General features: G+C 49.3%; 15 protein-coding genes. 1 reads left to right on the top strand and 14 read right to left on the bottom strand.

The genetic code is table 11. From position 1 onward, the window contains the following. Positions 1-19 precede the first annotated feature (19 nt). The 3 genes from flxB to K7B07_RS07270 form a co-directional block, all read right to left on the bottom strand. Positions 20-748: a flexirubin biosynthesis SDR family reductase FlxB gene (gene flxB, locus K7B07_RS07280; protein ID WP_223708587.1), complete on the bottom strand. Its 729-nt coding sequence runs from the start codon at positions 746-748 to the stop codon at positions 20-22. A gap of 64 nt (positions 749-812) precedes the next feature. Beyond that, entirely contained in the window at positions 813-2,348 is a 1,536-nt protein-coding gene (flxA, locus tag K7B07_RS07275) for a flexirubin biosynthesis tyrosine ammonia-lyase FlxA (protein ID WP_223708586.1), read from the bottom strand. A 228-nt stretch (positions 2,349-2,576) separates the two neighbouring features. Continuing rightward, positions 2,577-3,074, bottom strand: a complete 498-nt coding sequence (locus tag K7B07_RS07270) for a hypothetical protein (protein WP_223708585.1) — start codon at positions 3,072-3,074, stop codon at positions 2,577-2,579. Positions 3,075-3,317: 243 nt separating this feature from the next. Between K7B07_RS07270 and K7B07_RS07265 the strand changes: the two genes are divergently transcribed. Then, a complete protein-coding gene (locus K7B07_RS07265) occupies positions 3,318-3,719 on the top strand; it encodes an RDD family protein (protein ID WP_223708584.1) in 402 nt (133 codons plus the stop codon). 40 nt (positions 3,720-3,759) lie between these two features. On the opposite strand, the gene flxY is transcribed toward K7B07_RS07265, so the two are convergent. From flxY to K7B07_RS07210, 11 genes are all read right to left on the bottom strand, one after another. Beyond that, on the bottom strand, positions 3,760-5,055 hold the full coding sequence (gene flxY, locus K7B07_RS07260; protein WP_223708583.1) for a flexirubin biosynthesis putative acyl-CoA ligase FlxY: 1,296 nt from the start codon (positions 5,053-5,055) through the stop codon (positions 3,760-3,762). A gap of 175 nt (positions 5,056-5,230) precedes the next feature. After that, positions 5,231-7,141, bottom strand: coding sequence for a DUF5123 domain-containing protein (locus K7B07_RS07255; RefSeq protein WP_223708582.1), 1,911 nt, complete (start codon positions 7,139-7,141; stop codon positions 5,231-5,233). A gap of 464 nt (positions 7,142-7,605) precedes the next feature. Beyond that, positions 7,606-9,351, bottom strand: a complete 1,746-nt coding sequence (locus K7B07_RS07250) for a tetratricopeptide repeat protein (protein WP_223708581.1) — start codon at positions 9,349-9,351, stop codon at positions 7,606-7,608. 70 nt (positions 9,352-9,421) lie between these two features. Then, positions 9,422-9,796 carry a holo-ACP synthase gene (gene acpS, locus K7B07_RS07245; RefSeq protein ID WP_223708579.1) on the bottom strand — a complete coding sequence of 125 codons (375 nt, stop codon included), beginning with the start codon at positions 9,794-9,796 and terminating at the stop codon, positions 9,422-9,424. Between the two features lie 58 nt (positions 9,797-9,854). Then, positions 9,855-10,085 carry a membrane protein insertion efficiency factor YidD gene (gene yidD / locus K7B07_RS07240; RefSeq protein WP_223708578.1) on the bottom strand — a complete coding sequence of 77 codons (231 nt, stop codon included), beginning with the start codon at positions 10,083-10,085 and terminating at the stop codon, positions 9,855-9,857. Beyond that, positions 10,069-10,470, bottom strand: a complete 402-nt coding sequence (rnpA, locus tag K7B07_RS07235) for a ribonuclease P protein component (protein ID WP_223708576.1) — start codon at positions 10,468-10,470, stop codon at positions 10,069-10,071. Before rnpA ends, yidD begins: the two co-directional genes overlap by 17 nt. A 76-nt stretch (positions 10,471-10,546) precedes the next feature. Next, entirely contained in the window at positions 10,547-12,799 is a 2,253-nt protein-coding gene (locus K7B07_RS07230; protein WP_223708575.1) for a glycosyl hydrolase family 95 catalytic domain-containing protein, read from the bottom strand. A gap of 133 nt (positions 12,800-12,932) precedes the next feature. After that, a complete protein-coding gene (gene rpmH, locus K7B07_RS07225; RefSeq protein WP_026309617.1) occupies positions 12,933-13,088 on the bottom strand; it encodes a 50S ribosomal protein L34 in 156 nt (51 codons plus the stop codon). Positions 13,089-13,290: 202 nt separating this feature from the next. Continuing rightward, positions 13,291-14,196, bottom strand: coding sequence for a glutamate racemase (murI, locus tag K7B07_RS07220; protein WP_223708573.1), 906 nt, complete (start codon positions 14,194-14,196; stop codon positions 13,291-13,293). Continuing rightward, positions 14,193-15,503 (bottom strand): UDP-N-acetylglucosamine 1-carboxyvinyltransferase, encoded by a 1,311-nt coding sequence (murA, locus tag K7B07_RS07215; protein WP_223708572.1) that lies wholly within the window; start codon positions 15,501-15,503, stop codon positions 14,193-14,195. The genes murI and murA overlap by 4 nt, the downstream gene beginning before the upstream one ends. A 75-nt stretch (positions 15,504-15,578) precedes the next feature. Then, positions 15,579-16,811 (bottom strand): hypothetical protein, encoded by a 1,233-nt coding sequence (locus K7B07_RS07210; RefSeq protein WP_223708570.1) that lies wholly within the window; start codon positions 16,809-16,811, stop codon positions 15,579-15,581. Positions 16,812-16,823: the final 12 nt, after the last annotated feature.

Here is a 16,823-nt window from a genome sequence, read left to right as displayed (position 1 = left end):
CTATCTTAATTTTAATGCATTAAGTATACAATCCCCCATTAATAGAAAGCACCTGCCCGGTAATATAAGCAGCTTCTTTGGTGGCAAAGAAACCGACAGCATGGGCCACTTCCTCTGGTATGCCAAAGCGGTTGGCAGGGATGAGCTGTTTCATCTGGCTTTCGTCGATGTCTTCTGTCATATCCGTTTTGATAAAGCCGGGAGCCACCGCATTTACGGTGATATTCCGTTTGCCGACTTCCTGGGCCAGTGCCTTGGTGGCGGCGATGACGCCCCCCTTAGCGGCGGAATAATTCGTCTGACCGGCTAATCCCTTTAAACCTGAAAGGGAAACCACATTGATAATGCGGCCGTAGCGCTGGCGCAGCATGCTGTTTACCACCAGCCGGGTAACATTAAAAAAGCCGCCGAGACTGGTATTCAGCACTCCATCCCATTGTTCGTCCTTCATCCACATCAACAACACATCGTCCTTAATACCGGCATTGTTCACCAGTACTTCAATGATGTTTTCCGGGTGTGCTTCCATCCAGCTCCCGAGTGCTTGCTGTACAGAAGCCCTGTCCGCTACATCAAAGGCCAGCAATTCTCCATTGCTCCCCGCTTTTTTAACTTCGGCCAGGGTGGCCGTTGCTTTTTCCTTATTGCCTTTGTAATTGATGAGTATATTAAAGCCCTGTTTGGCCAGCTGTATGCAGATCGCACTTCCTATGCCGCGGGAGCCGCCGGTTACTAATGCCCAGTTCATAATAGTTTATTGTTTCTCGTTTATGGTTTATAGTTTCAACGGACTACATCCCAAAAGTATAAATTTAAAACGGCTGATGTGCTTTCATGAAATCGCGTACCCTGGCGAGGTCTTTATAAAGCGGGTAATCCTTGCTGAATTTCGGAAATTCTTTTCGCAATAAGGTATAAATGGCGGTTGTTTTTGATGCCATCTGCTCCTGCCGGTCCAGGTAGTCAATAGCCTGGAGCAGGGTCATGGCCTGAATGGCCAGCACCTCGTATGCATTTTCGATCACTTTTTTAGCGATCTGTGCAGCATTAAAGCCCATACTCACAATATCCTGATTGTCATTGTTATTCGGAATGCTGTGCACATACATCGGGAAGGAAAGCGTCTGATTCTCAGCAGTTGTGGAGGTTGCTGTAAACTGTATCCCCTGCATGCCGAAATTCAGTCCGAGTATCCCATGATTTACAAAAGGCGGAAATTTCTGGTTCAGCCGTGCATTGAGCAGGTAATTCAGCTGCCGTTCACTCAGCATGGTTAATTTGGTGATGGCAATCTTCATTTTGTCCATTTCAAAAGAAACATAGTCGCCATGGAAATTGCCGCCATGGAAGATATTATGGTTCGCAACATCCACCACCGGGTTATCATTCACGGAATTCAATTCGTTCACTACCGTTTCTTCCGCATTTGCGAGTGTATCGTATACAGGGCCCAGCACCTGTGTAATGCAACGCAGGGAGTAATATTCCTGCACCTTGTCTTCAAATACATCGTGCTGGATATTCTCAGGGTTATACAGGTGTTCCGACCGGCTGCGGATGAGTTTGCTGTCTTCGAGGATGGTACGCATCTGACGGGCGATGTGCTGCTGGCCGGTATGGTGTTTTACAATGTTCAGTTCATGCGAATAGTGATCATCATAAACCTCCATGATCTCATTGGTAATGGCAGAAAGCATGATCGACCAGTTGAGCAGCTGCTGCGCCTGCAACAGGTTCAGCAGGCCGACCCCTGTCATGGCAGAAGTGCCGTTGATCAGTGCCAGCCCTTCACGTACCTGTACTTTCAGTGGTTCAAGCCCCGCCTTTTTAAAGGCTTCGGCAGCAGGCTGGATGGTGTTCTCATACCATACCTCACCTTCACCAATAATGCCGAGGGCCAGGTGCGCCAGTTGTACCAGGTCGCCGCTGGCACCTACACCACCATGTTCGTAAATGCAGGGAATCAGGTTGTTACTGATCATGCCGGCCAGCAGGGTCACCAGCCTGGGATCCACACCGGAATACCCCTGCATCAGGTTATTAAGCCGGGCCAGCATCACCGCCTTTCCCTGCAGCGGAGACAATACATTGCCACCCCCGCTGCTGTGGCTGCGGATCAGGTTGTACTGGAGTTCTAAAATATTTTCATCGCTGATCTTGTATTGCGCCATGGGGCCAAAACCCGTATTGATGCCATAGATCAGTTTATGACTGGAAAATTGTTTCAGAAATTCAAAACTGGTGTTTACACGTTGTAAGGCCGCTTCATCAAGTGTAACAGGTTGGCCATCAATTATAATTGCGTTAAAATCCTGCAATGAAAGCCGTTTTTCCCCTACTGTGATCATTTTTGTATTAAAAATTTATTAAACAAGGCGCAAAAAAACGAAATATATCACTCGTATCAAAAAATTTATTAGGGGGGTACACTTACAGGTGTTTGTCTGCAGACACTGGGAGGTTAAATCACAGCGGTACCCGGCACAGGTTTGGAACCGGTGTGTCCGGGTATGAAACGGTCTTTTATAATGAAATGCTGTCTTTGATCCTGAAAACAGGCGGAAAAAGGAGATGGTTTATTGCTTATTGTCATCACTCAGGCTGTATTCATTGTTCTCTTCGTCTTCCTCACCTTTTTCTTCATCTTTATCATCCAGTTCTTCACCAGGCACGTCCAGGTCTTTTCCTGAATTACCGGTATACTCATTCAGCGGATCTCCTTCGGCATCCTTGTTATCCGGGCGGGCATGGCGCAGGTTTTTGTCGTCCTCTGATCCGGTCTGATCCAGGGCTTCCACCTCTTCTTCCGATATTTCGTCCTTATCACCGATCTCATTTTGTTCCTGTGCGGCATCCCGCACCAGGCTTTCGCTGTCTGCTTCAAAAATGCCAACGCCTTCTTCATCATCAGAAGCGATAGTGGTATCGGCCATTTCGCGCAGGTCGGGCGGATGTATATTTTCCTGACCGGGAATGTCTTTTACTTCGGGCAGGTCCATGGTGGTTTTATCCGGCTGGAGTTTTGCTTCATCGCGTTCGGGATCCTGCAGATCCTTTGGGTGTTTGTTTTCCATCGCTTTTTCTTTAAGAGGGTCAAATACAGTGCCTGTACGCTATTCCATATAAAAACACTGGTTTTCAGGAGGTATGAAACCCTTGCAGGATAAGGCTTTGGCCTCTTTGTGCTGCCAGATTGGGCCGGCTCCGGGTTCTGTGTCATCCTGCCGGATGTGTATCAATGCAGATTTTTTTCCGGCAAAGGGGAATTAATCCTACATTTATTCATAAATCAATTGTTTAACAACCAAGTAACTGTTATGGAAGAACGGTATCCTCAGGTGGTCGACCGGATTCAATCCTCAATTATTGACCTGCTTTTCATTGTCCTTCTTATGTTTATTGCTGCTGGTATCCTGGACCGGTATCAGCAGGTGCCGGATTGGGTGCGGATGATGTTGTTTGTCAGCCTTTTTATATTGTATGAGCCGGTTTGCATAACGCTGGGGTGCACCCTGGGTAATTATATTAAGGGCATCCGGGTGCGCAGTTATGCAGATGTTTCAAAGCGGATCAACCTGTTCCGGTCCTTTATCCGGTATCCCGTTAAGTTACTGCTGGGATTGATCTCCTTCCTGACCATTGGTACAAATCCCAAAAGAAGGGCCATCCACGACCTGGTTTCGGGCAGCGTAATGATCCGGTTACAACCCGGCAGCTGAATGATTCCGTTTGTAATCGGGAGCAGTACGCTAAAAATAACTAGATCCTTTTGTCAATAAATTTTACCGGTTTCCGGGCACCTTCGGGAAACTGCATCCGCTGCATTTCCTCCCGGCTAAGATATTTTATATGCGGCATCACCCGTAAACGGGCCTGCAGGTAGGTTTTTATTTTGCCATCGGTCTCTTCGGACGTATTGGCGGGTAAAATATAGAGCAGTACCTCATCTGTTCCGATTTCATTACTGTAGACTTCTGCCACATATTCTTTAATGGCCTCCATTTTATGAATGATCTCGAACAGAGCCGGTGCAAACAGGGTGGTACCCTTGAATTTGATCATTTGTTTTTTGCGGCCGATGACCGGCGACAGGCGGGTCGTATGCCGGCCGCAGCCGCAGGGCTCATAAAAGGCCCGGCAAAGATCACCGGTCTTGTAACGCAGCAGCGGCATGCCTTCCACGCCGAGCGTGGTGATGGTAACCTCACCGATTTCGCCCGGAGCAACCGGCCGGCCGTTATCGTCAATAAGTTCCAGGATCACCAGTTCGGGATTTTGATGACCGCCTTTGCCCGCCGCACATTCTGTAAATGCCGTTTGCATTTCGGTGGATGCATAAGTGGAGTAAAGCCGGATGTTCCAGCTTTCGGTGATTTTGCTGCCCAGGATGTTCAGGTCCAGGTTTTCATTCCGCAGATTCTCTCCGATACAGATGGCTTTCTTTACAGAAGATCGGTTCAGGTCGATGCCGTTTTCCTTTGCATACTGGATGAGCTTTACAATGAAAGAAGGCACCGCCACAATGGCATTGGGCTTCAGCCGCTCGATCACTTCCCATTGCAGCGAAGGGACACCTGGTCCTACCCGTACCTGCCCGGCGCCCAGCTTCCGGATGCCCAGGTAATAGGCGATCCCCGCCATAAATTGCCGGTCGAGGGTGAGCATTAACTGGTAGATATCGGAGGCGCTCCCGTCGGCGCAGGCAAAGGAACTGTATTCGTTATAGGCCAGCCGTTGCAGGTCATTTTCGGTAAGGGCAATGGTTACCGGGCTGCCTACCGTACCAGAAGTAGCCATGTATTCTACGATCTGGTGCTGCGGTACACAAATAAATTCCCTGTTGTACAACTGCAGGTGTTCCTTTTCCGTGGGGGGAATAAGGGCCAGGTCTTCAATACACCGGATCCTATCCGGGTCAATATTGTGTTCCTGAAACTGTCTTTTGTAAAAAGGAGAGTTCACCTTAAGATACTGTATCAGGTTCACCAGTTTTTTTTCCTGGTATTGTTTGATCTGTTCTGCGGACTGAAAGGACAGGGATGGTAACTCGTTCATTGGATCAAAAGTAGGATTTATATGATTTCCTGCAGATATGCACTGTTATTTTCTGCATATCTGAATGATCCGGTCTATATATTCCGGGTAGCCGCATCCTGCAGACGGCCGGTATTGTCTTCCGAACGGGTCTGCGCACAATCAGCAGGTGTATTGTTCAGCACACCTGGCAGGATTATTCGCTTGCGGGCTGTATAATTTTGCTGTATTCCTTTTTGCCGTCTTTATCAACCTGTGCTATACGGATGTACAGTTTTGCATCGGTGGCCTCAATGGCAGCGGTTTCTTTTTTGGTGCAACCGTAAAAAACAATACCTGCGGCTAATGCGGTCAGCATCCAACCCTTTCTCCGGTTACCGGAAGGGAACATGAGGCATAAAACGGACATACCCACAATACCCAGTAATGGTACGGCTTCTGCGACGTTGATTTGGTACTCATAGTTGATCCCGGAGGAGGCATTACCGCCCTCGGCTTTGGAGGCAACAGTGGCGATCTTTTTAAAATGCTGCCCGTCGGCAGAAGCTTCTATTTCGAAATGATCGTTATTGGTTTCGGTTTGGGTGGTCCATTTAACCAACAGCATGTTGTTTCTGACCGCCGCTGTAATAGTGCCAAACAATACCGGCAGGACGGCGGAATTGGCTTCATATGCGCCCATATCAATAATACTGTTTGCAACACGGTTATAGCCGGCAAGATCCGCGTTGCCATAAATGCCGACGTTATATAAAGCGTTGTCGCCGGTATTGATCGCGGGGCTTGCGGCCTGCAATGTAAAGTCACCCGCCGCCGGATTGTTAAATAACGGATCACTGGTGGACGCGTTTTGAGCGGTAACGGTAATGGCCGGCGGGTAAGTGGCGGTATAAGTCGAATTGGTAAATGTTACCGCGGGTGATCCGCTGCCGGCCGTCATTACATCAGTGTTGGCAGCTCCTGTCCAGAAAATACTGTTCTCGATCGTATTCCCGGTGTTCGCGTTCATGTGTAAAACCGCCCCCTGTGCATTAAAAAGGGTGCTGTTGATGAGATGGGCGGTGCCCGCAGCATTATACAGCACCGGAAAGTTTTCTGATCCCGAATAATAAACCAGGCTGTTTACCAGTGTAAGAGCCGGTGCAGGTTTGCTGTTGCCTGTGCGGAGGCTTATGGCAGATCCTTTGTAAACAGCCTGGGTGCCGGCTTTGGTTATGGTATTATTGGAGAACACCGTACCGGTTACACGCAGTTGCCCATCGCCAAGGACATCAATGCCGCCCCCTGTGGCTCCCTGACTTTGTGATGCATTGTCTACGATATTGCCGTTAAAAGAACAATGGGAAACTGCGGTGTTATAAACACCCGGAACTCCATAATAAGCAGCGTCCAGTTGCATGATACTCAAACCACCACCGGCATAGCTTGCCCGGTTTTCCTGAAAAATACAGTTAAAAACCCTGAATGTATTGGATGCTGTGCTGATGCCGTAATAGGCAACTGCACCGCCTCCCTGGAAAGCATAATTGTTTTTAAAGGTACAGTTTTGAAGAACCGGCGTAATGTTTTGTGATACGCCGCTGCAGGAAATAAAAAGGGCCCCGCCTGCATATTGAGGATGATAATTGCCGGTAACGCCGCCCTTGTTTGCATTTCCGTTAATAAATGTAAACCCATCGATGAGGGTTGTATTGTCAATGGCCGGGGGATTGGCCAATGACGTATCCAGTTCAATGATCATGGTATGATAGGCAATGTTCCTGCCATCCAAAGTGGTAGTGTTTGCCGCAATATTACGCTGATCCGGGCTTGTTTCATTACCGGCAAAACCTCCGTAAAGTCTGAGGTTGTTCCTGTTTATATAAAAGCTGGAATCACGGTTGTTGGTACTTGCCGGGGAATAGGTGCCTTTGGCTACCCATATCTCAGTGACAGACGGATTTGTTTGCGCGGTTTGCAAGGCAAGGCTGAGGCTTTGGTAAGCATTCGTCCAGGAGGTTCCGTTATTGGCGCCGGTGGCTGCTGCATCTACAAATAATACCTGGGCATTCAGAGTGTATGCAGACAGTGCCAGGCACAGAAAAAGGAGCTGATATTGCTTTTTCATTTATTGGTTTTAAGATAACTAGTGCTTGTTTGCTGTTGGTTTCGGTTTCTATTGTAAAGATGTTATACGGAAGGAGCTCATCCAAAAACGGGACGGGACGAAAAACGGACAGGCAGCGGACAAAAGGCGGACAGGGCCGGGCCATGCTGATCCAGGCATTCCGCCGGAGGGAGACCGGTATCGGGTGGATCGGGCACAAAAAAAGACAGCCGTGCCGGAGACTGTCTTCTGAAGCATTGATTGTTTGGTTGCGACCCCTATGGTCATCTGCTAAAACGGATGGATCTTCCGCTCAAAGTAGATCCATACTGCCAGTATCAGCAATAATGCGATCAGGAGGATCAGGAGCGTAACATATAAATGTCTTCCGCGTTTCATACGGTAATAAAGATGTATTTAAAATTAAGGCGATTCCGGATGCGTGACCGGATTTGGCGCGGACAAAAAGCGGACAGCCCGTTTTTTCAGGAGCGGATATCGAGTACGGCGATCTCGTCTTCAAGTGCCTGGTCGGTTGCAAGGTTTAAACCGGTGCGCAGGCGCCGCTTGCTGCGGGCCACACTGTCCTTGCCGATACCAAGTGTATTGGCAATCTGGTAATTGGTCAGCTTCAGAAACAGGAGTGCCGCCAGCCGCTCCATTGCGGGCGTAAGGTTTTCCATCCGCCGGCGCAGGTTGTCGAAAAAGGCCGGATAAGCTTTTGAGAACTGTTCCCGGAATTTTTCCCAATCCTCTTCGGTGAGCAGCGGGTAAGAGCGCAACTGCTCCGACGCATCGGCCTCGGTTGTCCTGTCGCTCAATTGCTGTTGCAGCGAGTCAATGAGGTCATTCTTTTCAATGATATTGCGGGTGAACAGGCCGATCTTATCTTTTGCTTCCTGTACGTCCCGTTTGGCCGCAGCATGCCTCAGCTCCATCACCCGCATCCGGTATTGTTCTTTTACCCTTTTACGGTTGTATAACAAAAGGGCAATAATGGTCAGCAGTACAATTGCCGCTAGGATGGCATTACGGATGGTCTTTTCCTTATTGGCCAGGGATTGTGCCAATATCAGTGAATACTGCAGGTTGTCGAAGGCCAGCTGGGCCTTAATAACAGAAAACTCGCTTTTTTTATTCCGGTCCCGTTCTTCCTCCTGGTACCGGTTCTGCACATCGGCATAATAAAAGGCACTGTCGATATTGCGTGCCTGTTTATAGAGTGCGCGCATCCAGCCGGCAGCATTGATCATTTCCGGATAGATATTTCTGGACTGGGCGATCTGCCATGCCTGCCGTGCGGCAGCCAGGGCCGGTTCATATTGTTCCTGCCGGAAATACAGTGCTGCCAGCGCATTTTGTGCCATGGCAATATTTAACGAGTCCAAACAGGCACGACTGCTTTGCAGGTATTCGTTCAGAAGGGGTAATGCTTCGGAGCAACGGTCTTCTGCAGTAAGGGTCTGGCCGATATTGCCCCGGGCAATGCCCTGCCAGAGGAGCATCACCTGTGGATCGGTTTCTTTTTTTAATGCCAGGAGTATGCGGTTATAATACCACCGGGCACTGTCATAACGGTGCAGTTTTTTATAGGCAGCGCCCATAATGTCGCATTGAAAAACAAAGACCCTGGGATCACGGTGAATGGTGTCGATTTCCCACAGGTCGATGCATTGCTTCCCATAACGGATGGCCCGCTGATAATCCCCCTGTCCGTACAGGGAAGCACTGACACCAAAAAAACGGTTCTGTGTGTAAGGAAAATAGTGGTACCCGATCTTCTGCTGTATTTCGAGTGCTTTCAGGTTATAGAGCAGATGGGTTTCTGCGGAGGGAGGAATGTCTGCACGGATGCTGTATAGTTCGGCATTGAGCTGCTCATCCTGCAGCGGGTAGGCCAGTTTTATAGCCTCATCAATGGTTTTATAATATTTTCCGGCATAATTATATTCCCGCGCTGCCATGATCTCAAACATCAGCAGCCGCACTTCTAATCTCCTGTCGGGATGTTTCTCCACATAGCGTTTTAACCGGTCGATATGCCCCAGGTATCTTTTTTTGAAAGCAGGATCGTTCTTATGGATCAGCAGGGAATCAAAAAAGACCTGGGAACGGTAGCTTTGTGAGCGATCGGATACATTCCATGCTTTTATATAAGCCGCAATATCCGAATCCTGCGACAGAGAGGCCATACTGAACAAGACGCACCATAGGAAGAATATCAATTTCACCGCAATAATGTTGGTGCTGTAAATATAAGCAGAAAGCGGTACAAGCTTTTGCAAAACCTCTCCCGGGCGATCAGTTTTCAATAACGACCACGGCGGCAGCAATATTTTTCAAGTGGCTGATAGAGACGCTTATTTTCCCCGGGTCCAGGTGCTGAAGGGTGCGGGCGGTCTGGCCTTTAAACTGTAACTGCGGTTTCCCCCGTTCATTTCCCAGTATCACGATCTCATTGAAAGCGGTGCCTTCCGTCCAGCCGGTTCCCAGTGCCTTGAAAAAGGCTTCCTTGGCTGCAAAGCGGGCTGCATAGTGTTCATACTTATGTGTCTTCGGCTCGCAGTAACCGATCTCTTCCGGGGAGAAGACCAGCTCGCGAAAGCCCTGTTCCTTCTGGATTTTTTCCGCCACACGTTCGGTTTCTATTACATCGAGGCCAAGTCCGGTGATCATTGTTTTTGTTGGTGGTGGATAGTGAAAAGTAAAATATGAAATGTGAAACCCGCTGGGGCTACGGTACGGGGTCATATCCGCTTCCGCCCCAGGGATGACAGCGGGAGATGCGCTTTAATGAAAGCCAGAATCCTTTAAAGGGCCCATATTTTTTAAATGCCTCCAGCGCATAATGGCTGCAGGTAGGTGTATACCGGCATTTGGGCCCCATCCAGGGGGATATGACCAGCTGGTAGAACCGTATGAGCGCAATAAACGGCAGGCTTGCTATTTTAAGGAGCCACTTCATTGATCCTGGTGATTAATTTTTGTAATACATTTCCTGTTTGTTTATAAACAATATCAAAGGCAGGAAGTTCTTTACCTGTGAATAAAAGGAACAGGAATACCTGAGATCCGGTTTGCACGGCCAGTTGCTGCAGAGGGCCTTGCTGCAGCCGGTAGGCCTCCCGTAACAGGCGTTTGATGCGATTGCGGTCGACGGCTTTTTTAAAATAACGGCTGCTGGCTCCCACACCGCATTTTATGCCGGGTTGCCCTGCCCGCTCGGACAGGTATAATAATTTGACAAAACCGGAATGAAAACGACTCCCCGTGCTGAAGACTTCCTGCAATTTTTTGCGGCTCTTCAACCGGTCACTTTTGGAAAAGGGATATGTCTTTGTCTGCTGCAATAAAATAAAATGCAAAAATAGGACGATCCGGCCGCTTTTAAATGAAATTGAAAACCACTGCTCAGTTCCTTTAGCCTTATTCTGTCAGCAGAAGTATTCCGCCGGGTTTGCTGTTCAGTTCTATCAACCCGCTCCCGGAGCTCTTTACCTGCATGTTCTGTTGTGAATGGATCCTGCATGTTGCAGGAAGTTTGAATGTTGCCCGGCCTCCTTTTTCGGCCAGGATTCTGATCCGGCTTATTTTTCCGGCTTTCATCTCGCCGCTCACAAGAAAGGCCCCTTCTGCGCGCAGGTTGGTGAAACGGATGTCTTCCCAGTCTGAAGGAATGGACGGGAAGATCTGTATATATCCGTTTCTGCTTTGCAACAATAATTCCTGAACACCTTGTGCAAAGGCAAAGTTGCCTTCCAGTGTGAACGGACGGTAGGTGAACCCGGAATACTGACCGCCTTTTTGATCCCCGTTGAGGTGGAAACTATTGGGCGAACAGAAATTGGAGGCAAAGATCTGCAGCTGGCGCAGGGCACTGTCTGCCTGGTAGGCGCGGGCATACAGGGAGGCCATCCAGCTGAAGGAATACCCGCACCAGGCGCGGGTGCCTTTTTCCTGCAGATGCCGGAATGATTTTTCGATGATGGCTTTGTCCTCCGGTTTGTTGATGTCGAGTAATGCCAATGGATAAATGGCCATATACGGTGAAAAATGACGGTGGGAAGATTCCATGTTTTGTCCGGGTGCAACGGTGAGCCCGGTCTCGTTTACATTGTAGGCGGGGAGTTCCGAAAGTCTTTTTTTCCAGCGACCGGTTTCTGCAGGCAGGTGCATAGCTGTTGCTGTTGCTGCTGCAGCCGTGAACAGGAATTTCGCCAATGCCAGGTCATAATTGGTCCAGTTAAGAAACCAGGCATTTATGGAGTTGTCATGGTATTCCGGTGAGGAGCTGAGCGGCAGTTGACGTATCCCGTTTTTCAGCCGGGTGATGTTTTCGAGATAAACAGCCGCGTCATGGATATAAGGATAGGTGCGGGTCTTCAGGAACTGGTCGTCCATGGAATACCTCCATTGCCAGTAAAAGTGCTGGGCGCACCAGGCACCCACCGTGGGGGATAAAGAATACTGGATCCAGCCGCCCATAGGATCGCCGTTGAGGGTCACCACTCCGGGAACATTCAGTCCCTCCACTCCAAAATACTGGCGGGTGTACTGCTGGCTTTTTGTACGGATCTTCCAAAGCCAGTCGGTAAAGGTAATTGCCTCGTCAAGATGGTTTCCCGTATAGGCCGGCCAATAGCTGAGCTGGGTATTAAGATCATTATGAAAATCGCCTTTCCAGGGAGGCAGACTGCCATTGTCTGCGGTCCAGATGGCCTGCAGGGTAATGGCAGGTGCTCCTTTGCGGCTTACGGCACCCAGCTTATACAGCTCAAGGTAATATTGTTTTTCCACGGCGGCATCCGGCAATTGTATGGCAGATTGTTGCCAAAAGCGGGTCCACCACCGGATATGGCTGCTCCTGTCTGCTTTTGCATCGGTTTCCGGCAACCGGGCGGGCTGATCGCTGGAAATGGTCCATGTTCCGGTCAGGCGGTTCCCGGTTTTTGTCCAGCGTACCAGCACTTCAAAGTAATGCCGTTGATAGGTCGGCTGATGATAACGGATACTGTTGCCGTTAGCCGTTACGGTTCCTTTGGCATAGCCCAGTTTTTCCAGCCCTTCGCCGGCATGGCTGTTATCATTTTGCGCAGCCGTTTTCCCGGAATTGTAATTGTGGATCTCCAGTTCCGGCAGCAGCGGGCGGGTGGCGGAAGCCGGCAGTTTTTCAAATTCAAAATAACCGGCCTGCCTGGTGGCATGAATGTAGGAACGGAAAACAGCACCGGATTGAAAGATTACCGTATTTATTGCGGTAGCGATATCCAGTTTGTTTGATACCACCGGACCGAGTGCTTTCAGATCGAACTGCAGCGCAGCGGCGGGTAATTTGGTAGGGTAGGGAACATTGTCATAAGGCCAGTCGCCCAGTTGCTGAGCCGGTTTATAGTCTTTTTTCAATACCTGCTGCTCCACCCAGCTGAAGCTCAGTTTTGAAAGATCCAGGGCTTTCCGTTCATCCCAGAGATCGGCACGGTCCAGCGATAACCGGAGCCGGTCGCTCTTTTGCCAGACCAATGCACCCAGCATCCCATTGCCCAATGGCATGGCTTCATCCCAGCGCTGTGCCAGGTGATCAAATTTCAGATTGTGTTTGGCAGCAGGTTGCGCAAAAGCATGGAGGCCGGCAAGAAGGCAAAAAACGATTCCGGGCAAGCGGTTTACAAGCGACATCATTCCCGAACTTACAACTATTTTTTTACGATCTGCAGACTGGAACAGGAACAAACGTTTGCACAACCGGTGGCATACGGGGCAAAAAAATAGCCCCGTTACCGGAGCTACAATTTTTTCTAAGAGCTGTTACAGCTTACTTTAATTTCCTCTCGTCAGAAACCGTTAGTTTCTTACGTCCTTTCGCACGGCGGCTTGCCAGTACTTTACGGCCGTTAGCGGTTTGCATACGTTTACGAAAACCATGAACGGTTTTACGACGACGACGATGGGGTTGAAATGTACGCTTCATACTATCTTAATTTTTTCACTAGTTTTTGAATGCGCATGGGAGAACATGCTGATTTTCAAGTTTCAACCACAGGACACCACTCCCGTTGGCTTGTGAAAGGATGGCAAAGGTAGGGAAAAGTTTTTAGTTTTTGGAACTGAGGGCCAATATTTCAGTGATTATGTCCATTTGAGTTGCTGAATAATTGAATAGCTGAAAGCTATCAGCTCACAGTTTCTTTTCCCGGGCTCAGGTCCACAAACCGGCTCTTTACGGGTGCTCCAAAGAACAAAGTGGCGTGGTTGTCAAAATCTTCCGCGGCATCCGTAGTAAAAAAATGCTGTTGCCCGTTCCTGCTGCAACGCTGTTCTATTTCCGGGTGCCGGCTGAGATAATCCGCCAGGCTGTTTGCCACGAGCTCCCCCTGGGTGATCAGTTTTACATCGATCGGCAGGTGTTCCTGTATCTTATCTTTTAATAACGGGTAATGGGTACAGGCCAATAATACCACGTCTATTTTAGGACCTTTCTGAAACAAGGCATGCAGGTTCTTTTTTATAAAAAAGTCGGTTGCCGGCGTATTGATCTCATTGTTCTCAACCAGCGGTACCCACATGGGGCAGGCTTCCTGATAGACCCGGGTTTCGGGGAAGAACTTATGAATCTCAATGGGGTAGGATTCGGAATTGACAGTTCCTTTTGTGGCCAGGATACCGATCTCCCCGTTCTCCGAATAAGTACCGATCACCTCTGTAGTGGGCCGGATCACCCCCAGTACCCTTTTATCCGGTGCGATCTGCGGAAGATCGTTTTGCTGTATGCTGCGCAGGGCTTTGGCAGAGGCGGTATTGCAGGCCAGGATCACAAGGCTGCAACCCTGCTCAAAAAACCATTTCACGCATTCCAGGGTATAGTCGTATACGGTTTCAAAAGAGCGGTTGCCGTATGGAGCACGGCCATTATCCCCCAGGTACAGGTAGTCATAGTGCGGCAGGGTATTCACCAGTTCTTTAAGAACGGTCAACCCGCCATAGCCCGAATCGAAGACCCCGATAGGCGCTTTACCATCGCTGATCGCTGACGGCTGGTTCCGATAGCTATAGGGACTGACAGCTGACTCCTGACTCATTTCTGTGTTCTTTTTATATCTGCCCCAAGGGCCTGCAGCCGGGTATCGATCTGCTGATAGCCCCGGTCGATCTGCTCGATATTCTGAATAATACTTTTTCCTTCTGCGCTTAATGCTGCGATCAGAAGTGCCACGCCCGCACGGATATCCGGACTGCTCATGGTAATGCCGCGGAGCTTCTGTTCACGGCCAAGACCGATCACAACCGCACGATGCGGATCACAAAGAATGATCTGGGCCCCCATATCGATGAGTTTATCCACAAAGAAAAGGCGGCTTTCAAACATTTTCTGATGGATCAGCACACTGCCATGCGCCTGGATGGCCGTTACCAGCACAATACTCAGCAGATCGGGTGTAAAGCCCGGCCAGGGGTGGTCGTAAATGGTGAGCACACCGCCGTCAAAATATTTTTGAATGGTATAGCTTTCCTGGGAGGGTATATGGATATCATCACCTATAATTTCAAGATTAATCCCCAGCTGTTCAAAACGGTTCGGTATCACACCCAGATCGGGAACGCTTACATTTTTTATAAGGATATCGCTTTGTGTCATAGCCGCCAGACCGATAAAGGATCCCACCTCGATCATATCCGGAAGGATGGTATGTGTGGTGCCGGAGAGGTAATCCACCCCTTCGATCGTAAGCAGGTTGCTGCCGATGCCGCTGATCTTTGCTCCCATCCGGTTCAGCATCTTGCAAAGCTGTTGCAGGTAGGGCTCGCAGGCCGCATTGTAAATTGTGGTAGTACCGGTAGCCATGGTGGCTGCCATCACCACATTAGCAGTGCCGGTTACAGAAGGTTCATCCAGCAGCATGTAAGTGCCCTTCAGTTCTTTGGCGGACAGGTGAAAAAATCCATCTTCCTCATTATGGTTGATATTGATCCCGAACTTTTCAAAGCCGATCACATGTGTATCCAGCCTGCGGCGCCCGATCTGGTCGCCCCCCGGTTTTGGAATAAAGGCTTTTTTATAGCGTGCCAGCATGGCGCCTGCCAGCATTACCGAACCCCGCAGTTTGCCGCTTTTTTTTCGGAAGGCCTCACTGTGCAGGTAGTCGATATTCACATCCTTTGCCCGGAAGACACAGGTGCTCCGGTCTACCCGGTTCACTTCCACATTCATCTCCGCAAGTAATTCGATCAGCAGGTTCACATCCAGGATATCCGGGATGTTTTTGATCGTGACCTCTTCGGGGGTCAGCAGTACCGCGCAAATGATCTGCAGCGCCTCATTTTTAGCACCCTGCGGGTGGATGGCTCCTTTTAAACGATTTCCTCCTCTTACTTCAAATACATTCATGCCAGGTTATTTGCCGGTTTAAAAATTAATAATGACAGGCAGCGAAGATAAAACGAAACGAATGGATTTTCAGAATTATCCGGCTGGTTTTAGTTCATAAGACCGGATAAAACCAGTGCCTTCAAAACTGACCCTGACACCGGCTATTTTCCCGATGGGATCTTTAAACGGCGCTTCAAATACCGGCTTGTCATTGATCAGTATTTTTATAGTACCCTGCCTTGAAATACAGCCCAGTGTTACCGGCTCATTGAAGGGAACACCAAATGCCGACAGATCGGTTGTGGTGCCGCGTATGAATTGTTGCGGACCAAGCAGCAGGTTCAGCTCTCCCACACAACCGATCCGGGCCAGGGGGATCATGATCGCCCCTTCGGTACCCAGGAGTGTAACGGCAGTTTTTCTGCAAACTGCATTATTGGTATTGTTGCAGGTATTCTGGACCTCCAGCCGCAGCGAAAAATCAGTGCTGTTCAGGTTGATGTCCCTGTTCACATTGGTGAGGATCACCTTCGGTGCTGTTTTTATATAATCAATGTGCAACTCCTTCAGGTCGTTTTCTGTTACCCCCATCTGCCCTGGTGTTTTAAAGATCCGCTCTCCCAGGTAAAGCGGAACAGGCTCCTGGTCGATGGCGCCCATCCAGCCGTTGGATTCTATAAAAACATCATGCTCCTTTACAATAGAGTCGTTCAGTACGAGCTTGGCCCGGTAATAGCCCGGTAAATAATAGGTGCTGTTGTATTGGTTATGGTCCTTATCCACCCGGAACCGTCTTCTGGGATCCCAGCTCTGCTGGATGAAAACACTGTCGGCATTGGACTGCCGGGCATCGTATTCAAATATTACCGTGTTGGGTACCCCCCTGGTAACCGGTTTGCTGGAAAAACGGATGGTGCCGTAACTGAGTTTTTTTGAGGTTTTTTTTATAAGAGCGAACCCGATCAGCAGGGCACCTGTGGCGATCAAAAGGAACCATACGGCGTTTTTACCCGCAGCCCTTTTTTTTCTTTTTGGCGCATCCACGACCTCCGCAGGGGGCTGTGCCGCTGTGAAGGCCCTCCAGTTGGCATGACCGATGAACCGGGCCAGCGCGTCCAGCGTACTGAGATTGGGCTTGCTGTTGTATTGTACTTTCCCCCATACCCGTTTCAGGGTGCTGGTACTCAGAACTACCCCCGTTTCATTAAAGAGTTGCTCGGAAAGATTTTCAAAATCCTGGTTCTGCCATCCGGATGGATCGCCCCAGGCCAGCTTTTTTTCGACGGCTTCCCGGCATTTTAATAAATAATCCGTGTTTTCATCCATAATAGACGCTGT

Source organism: Niabella beijingensis (genome assembly GCF_020034665.1).
Lineage (GTDB): Bacteria > Bacteroidota > Bacteroidia > Chitinophagales > Chitinophagaceae > Niabella > Niabella beijingensis.
This window is presented reverse-complemented; position numbering and strand designations above follow the sequence as displayed.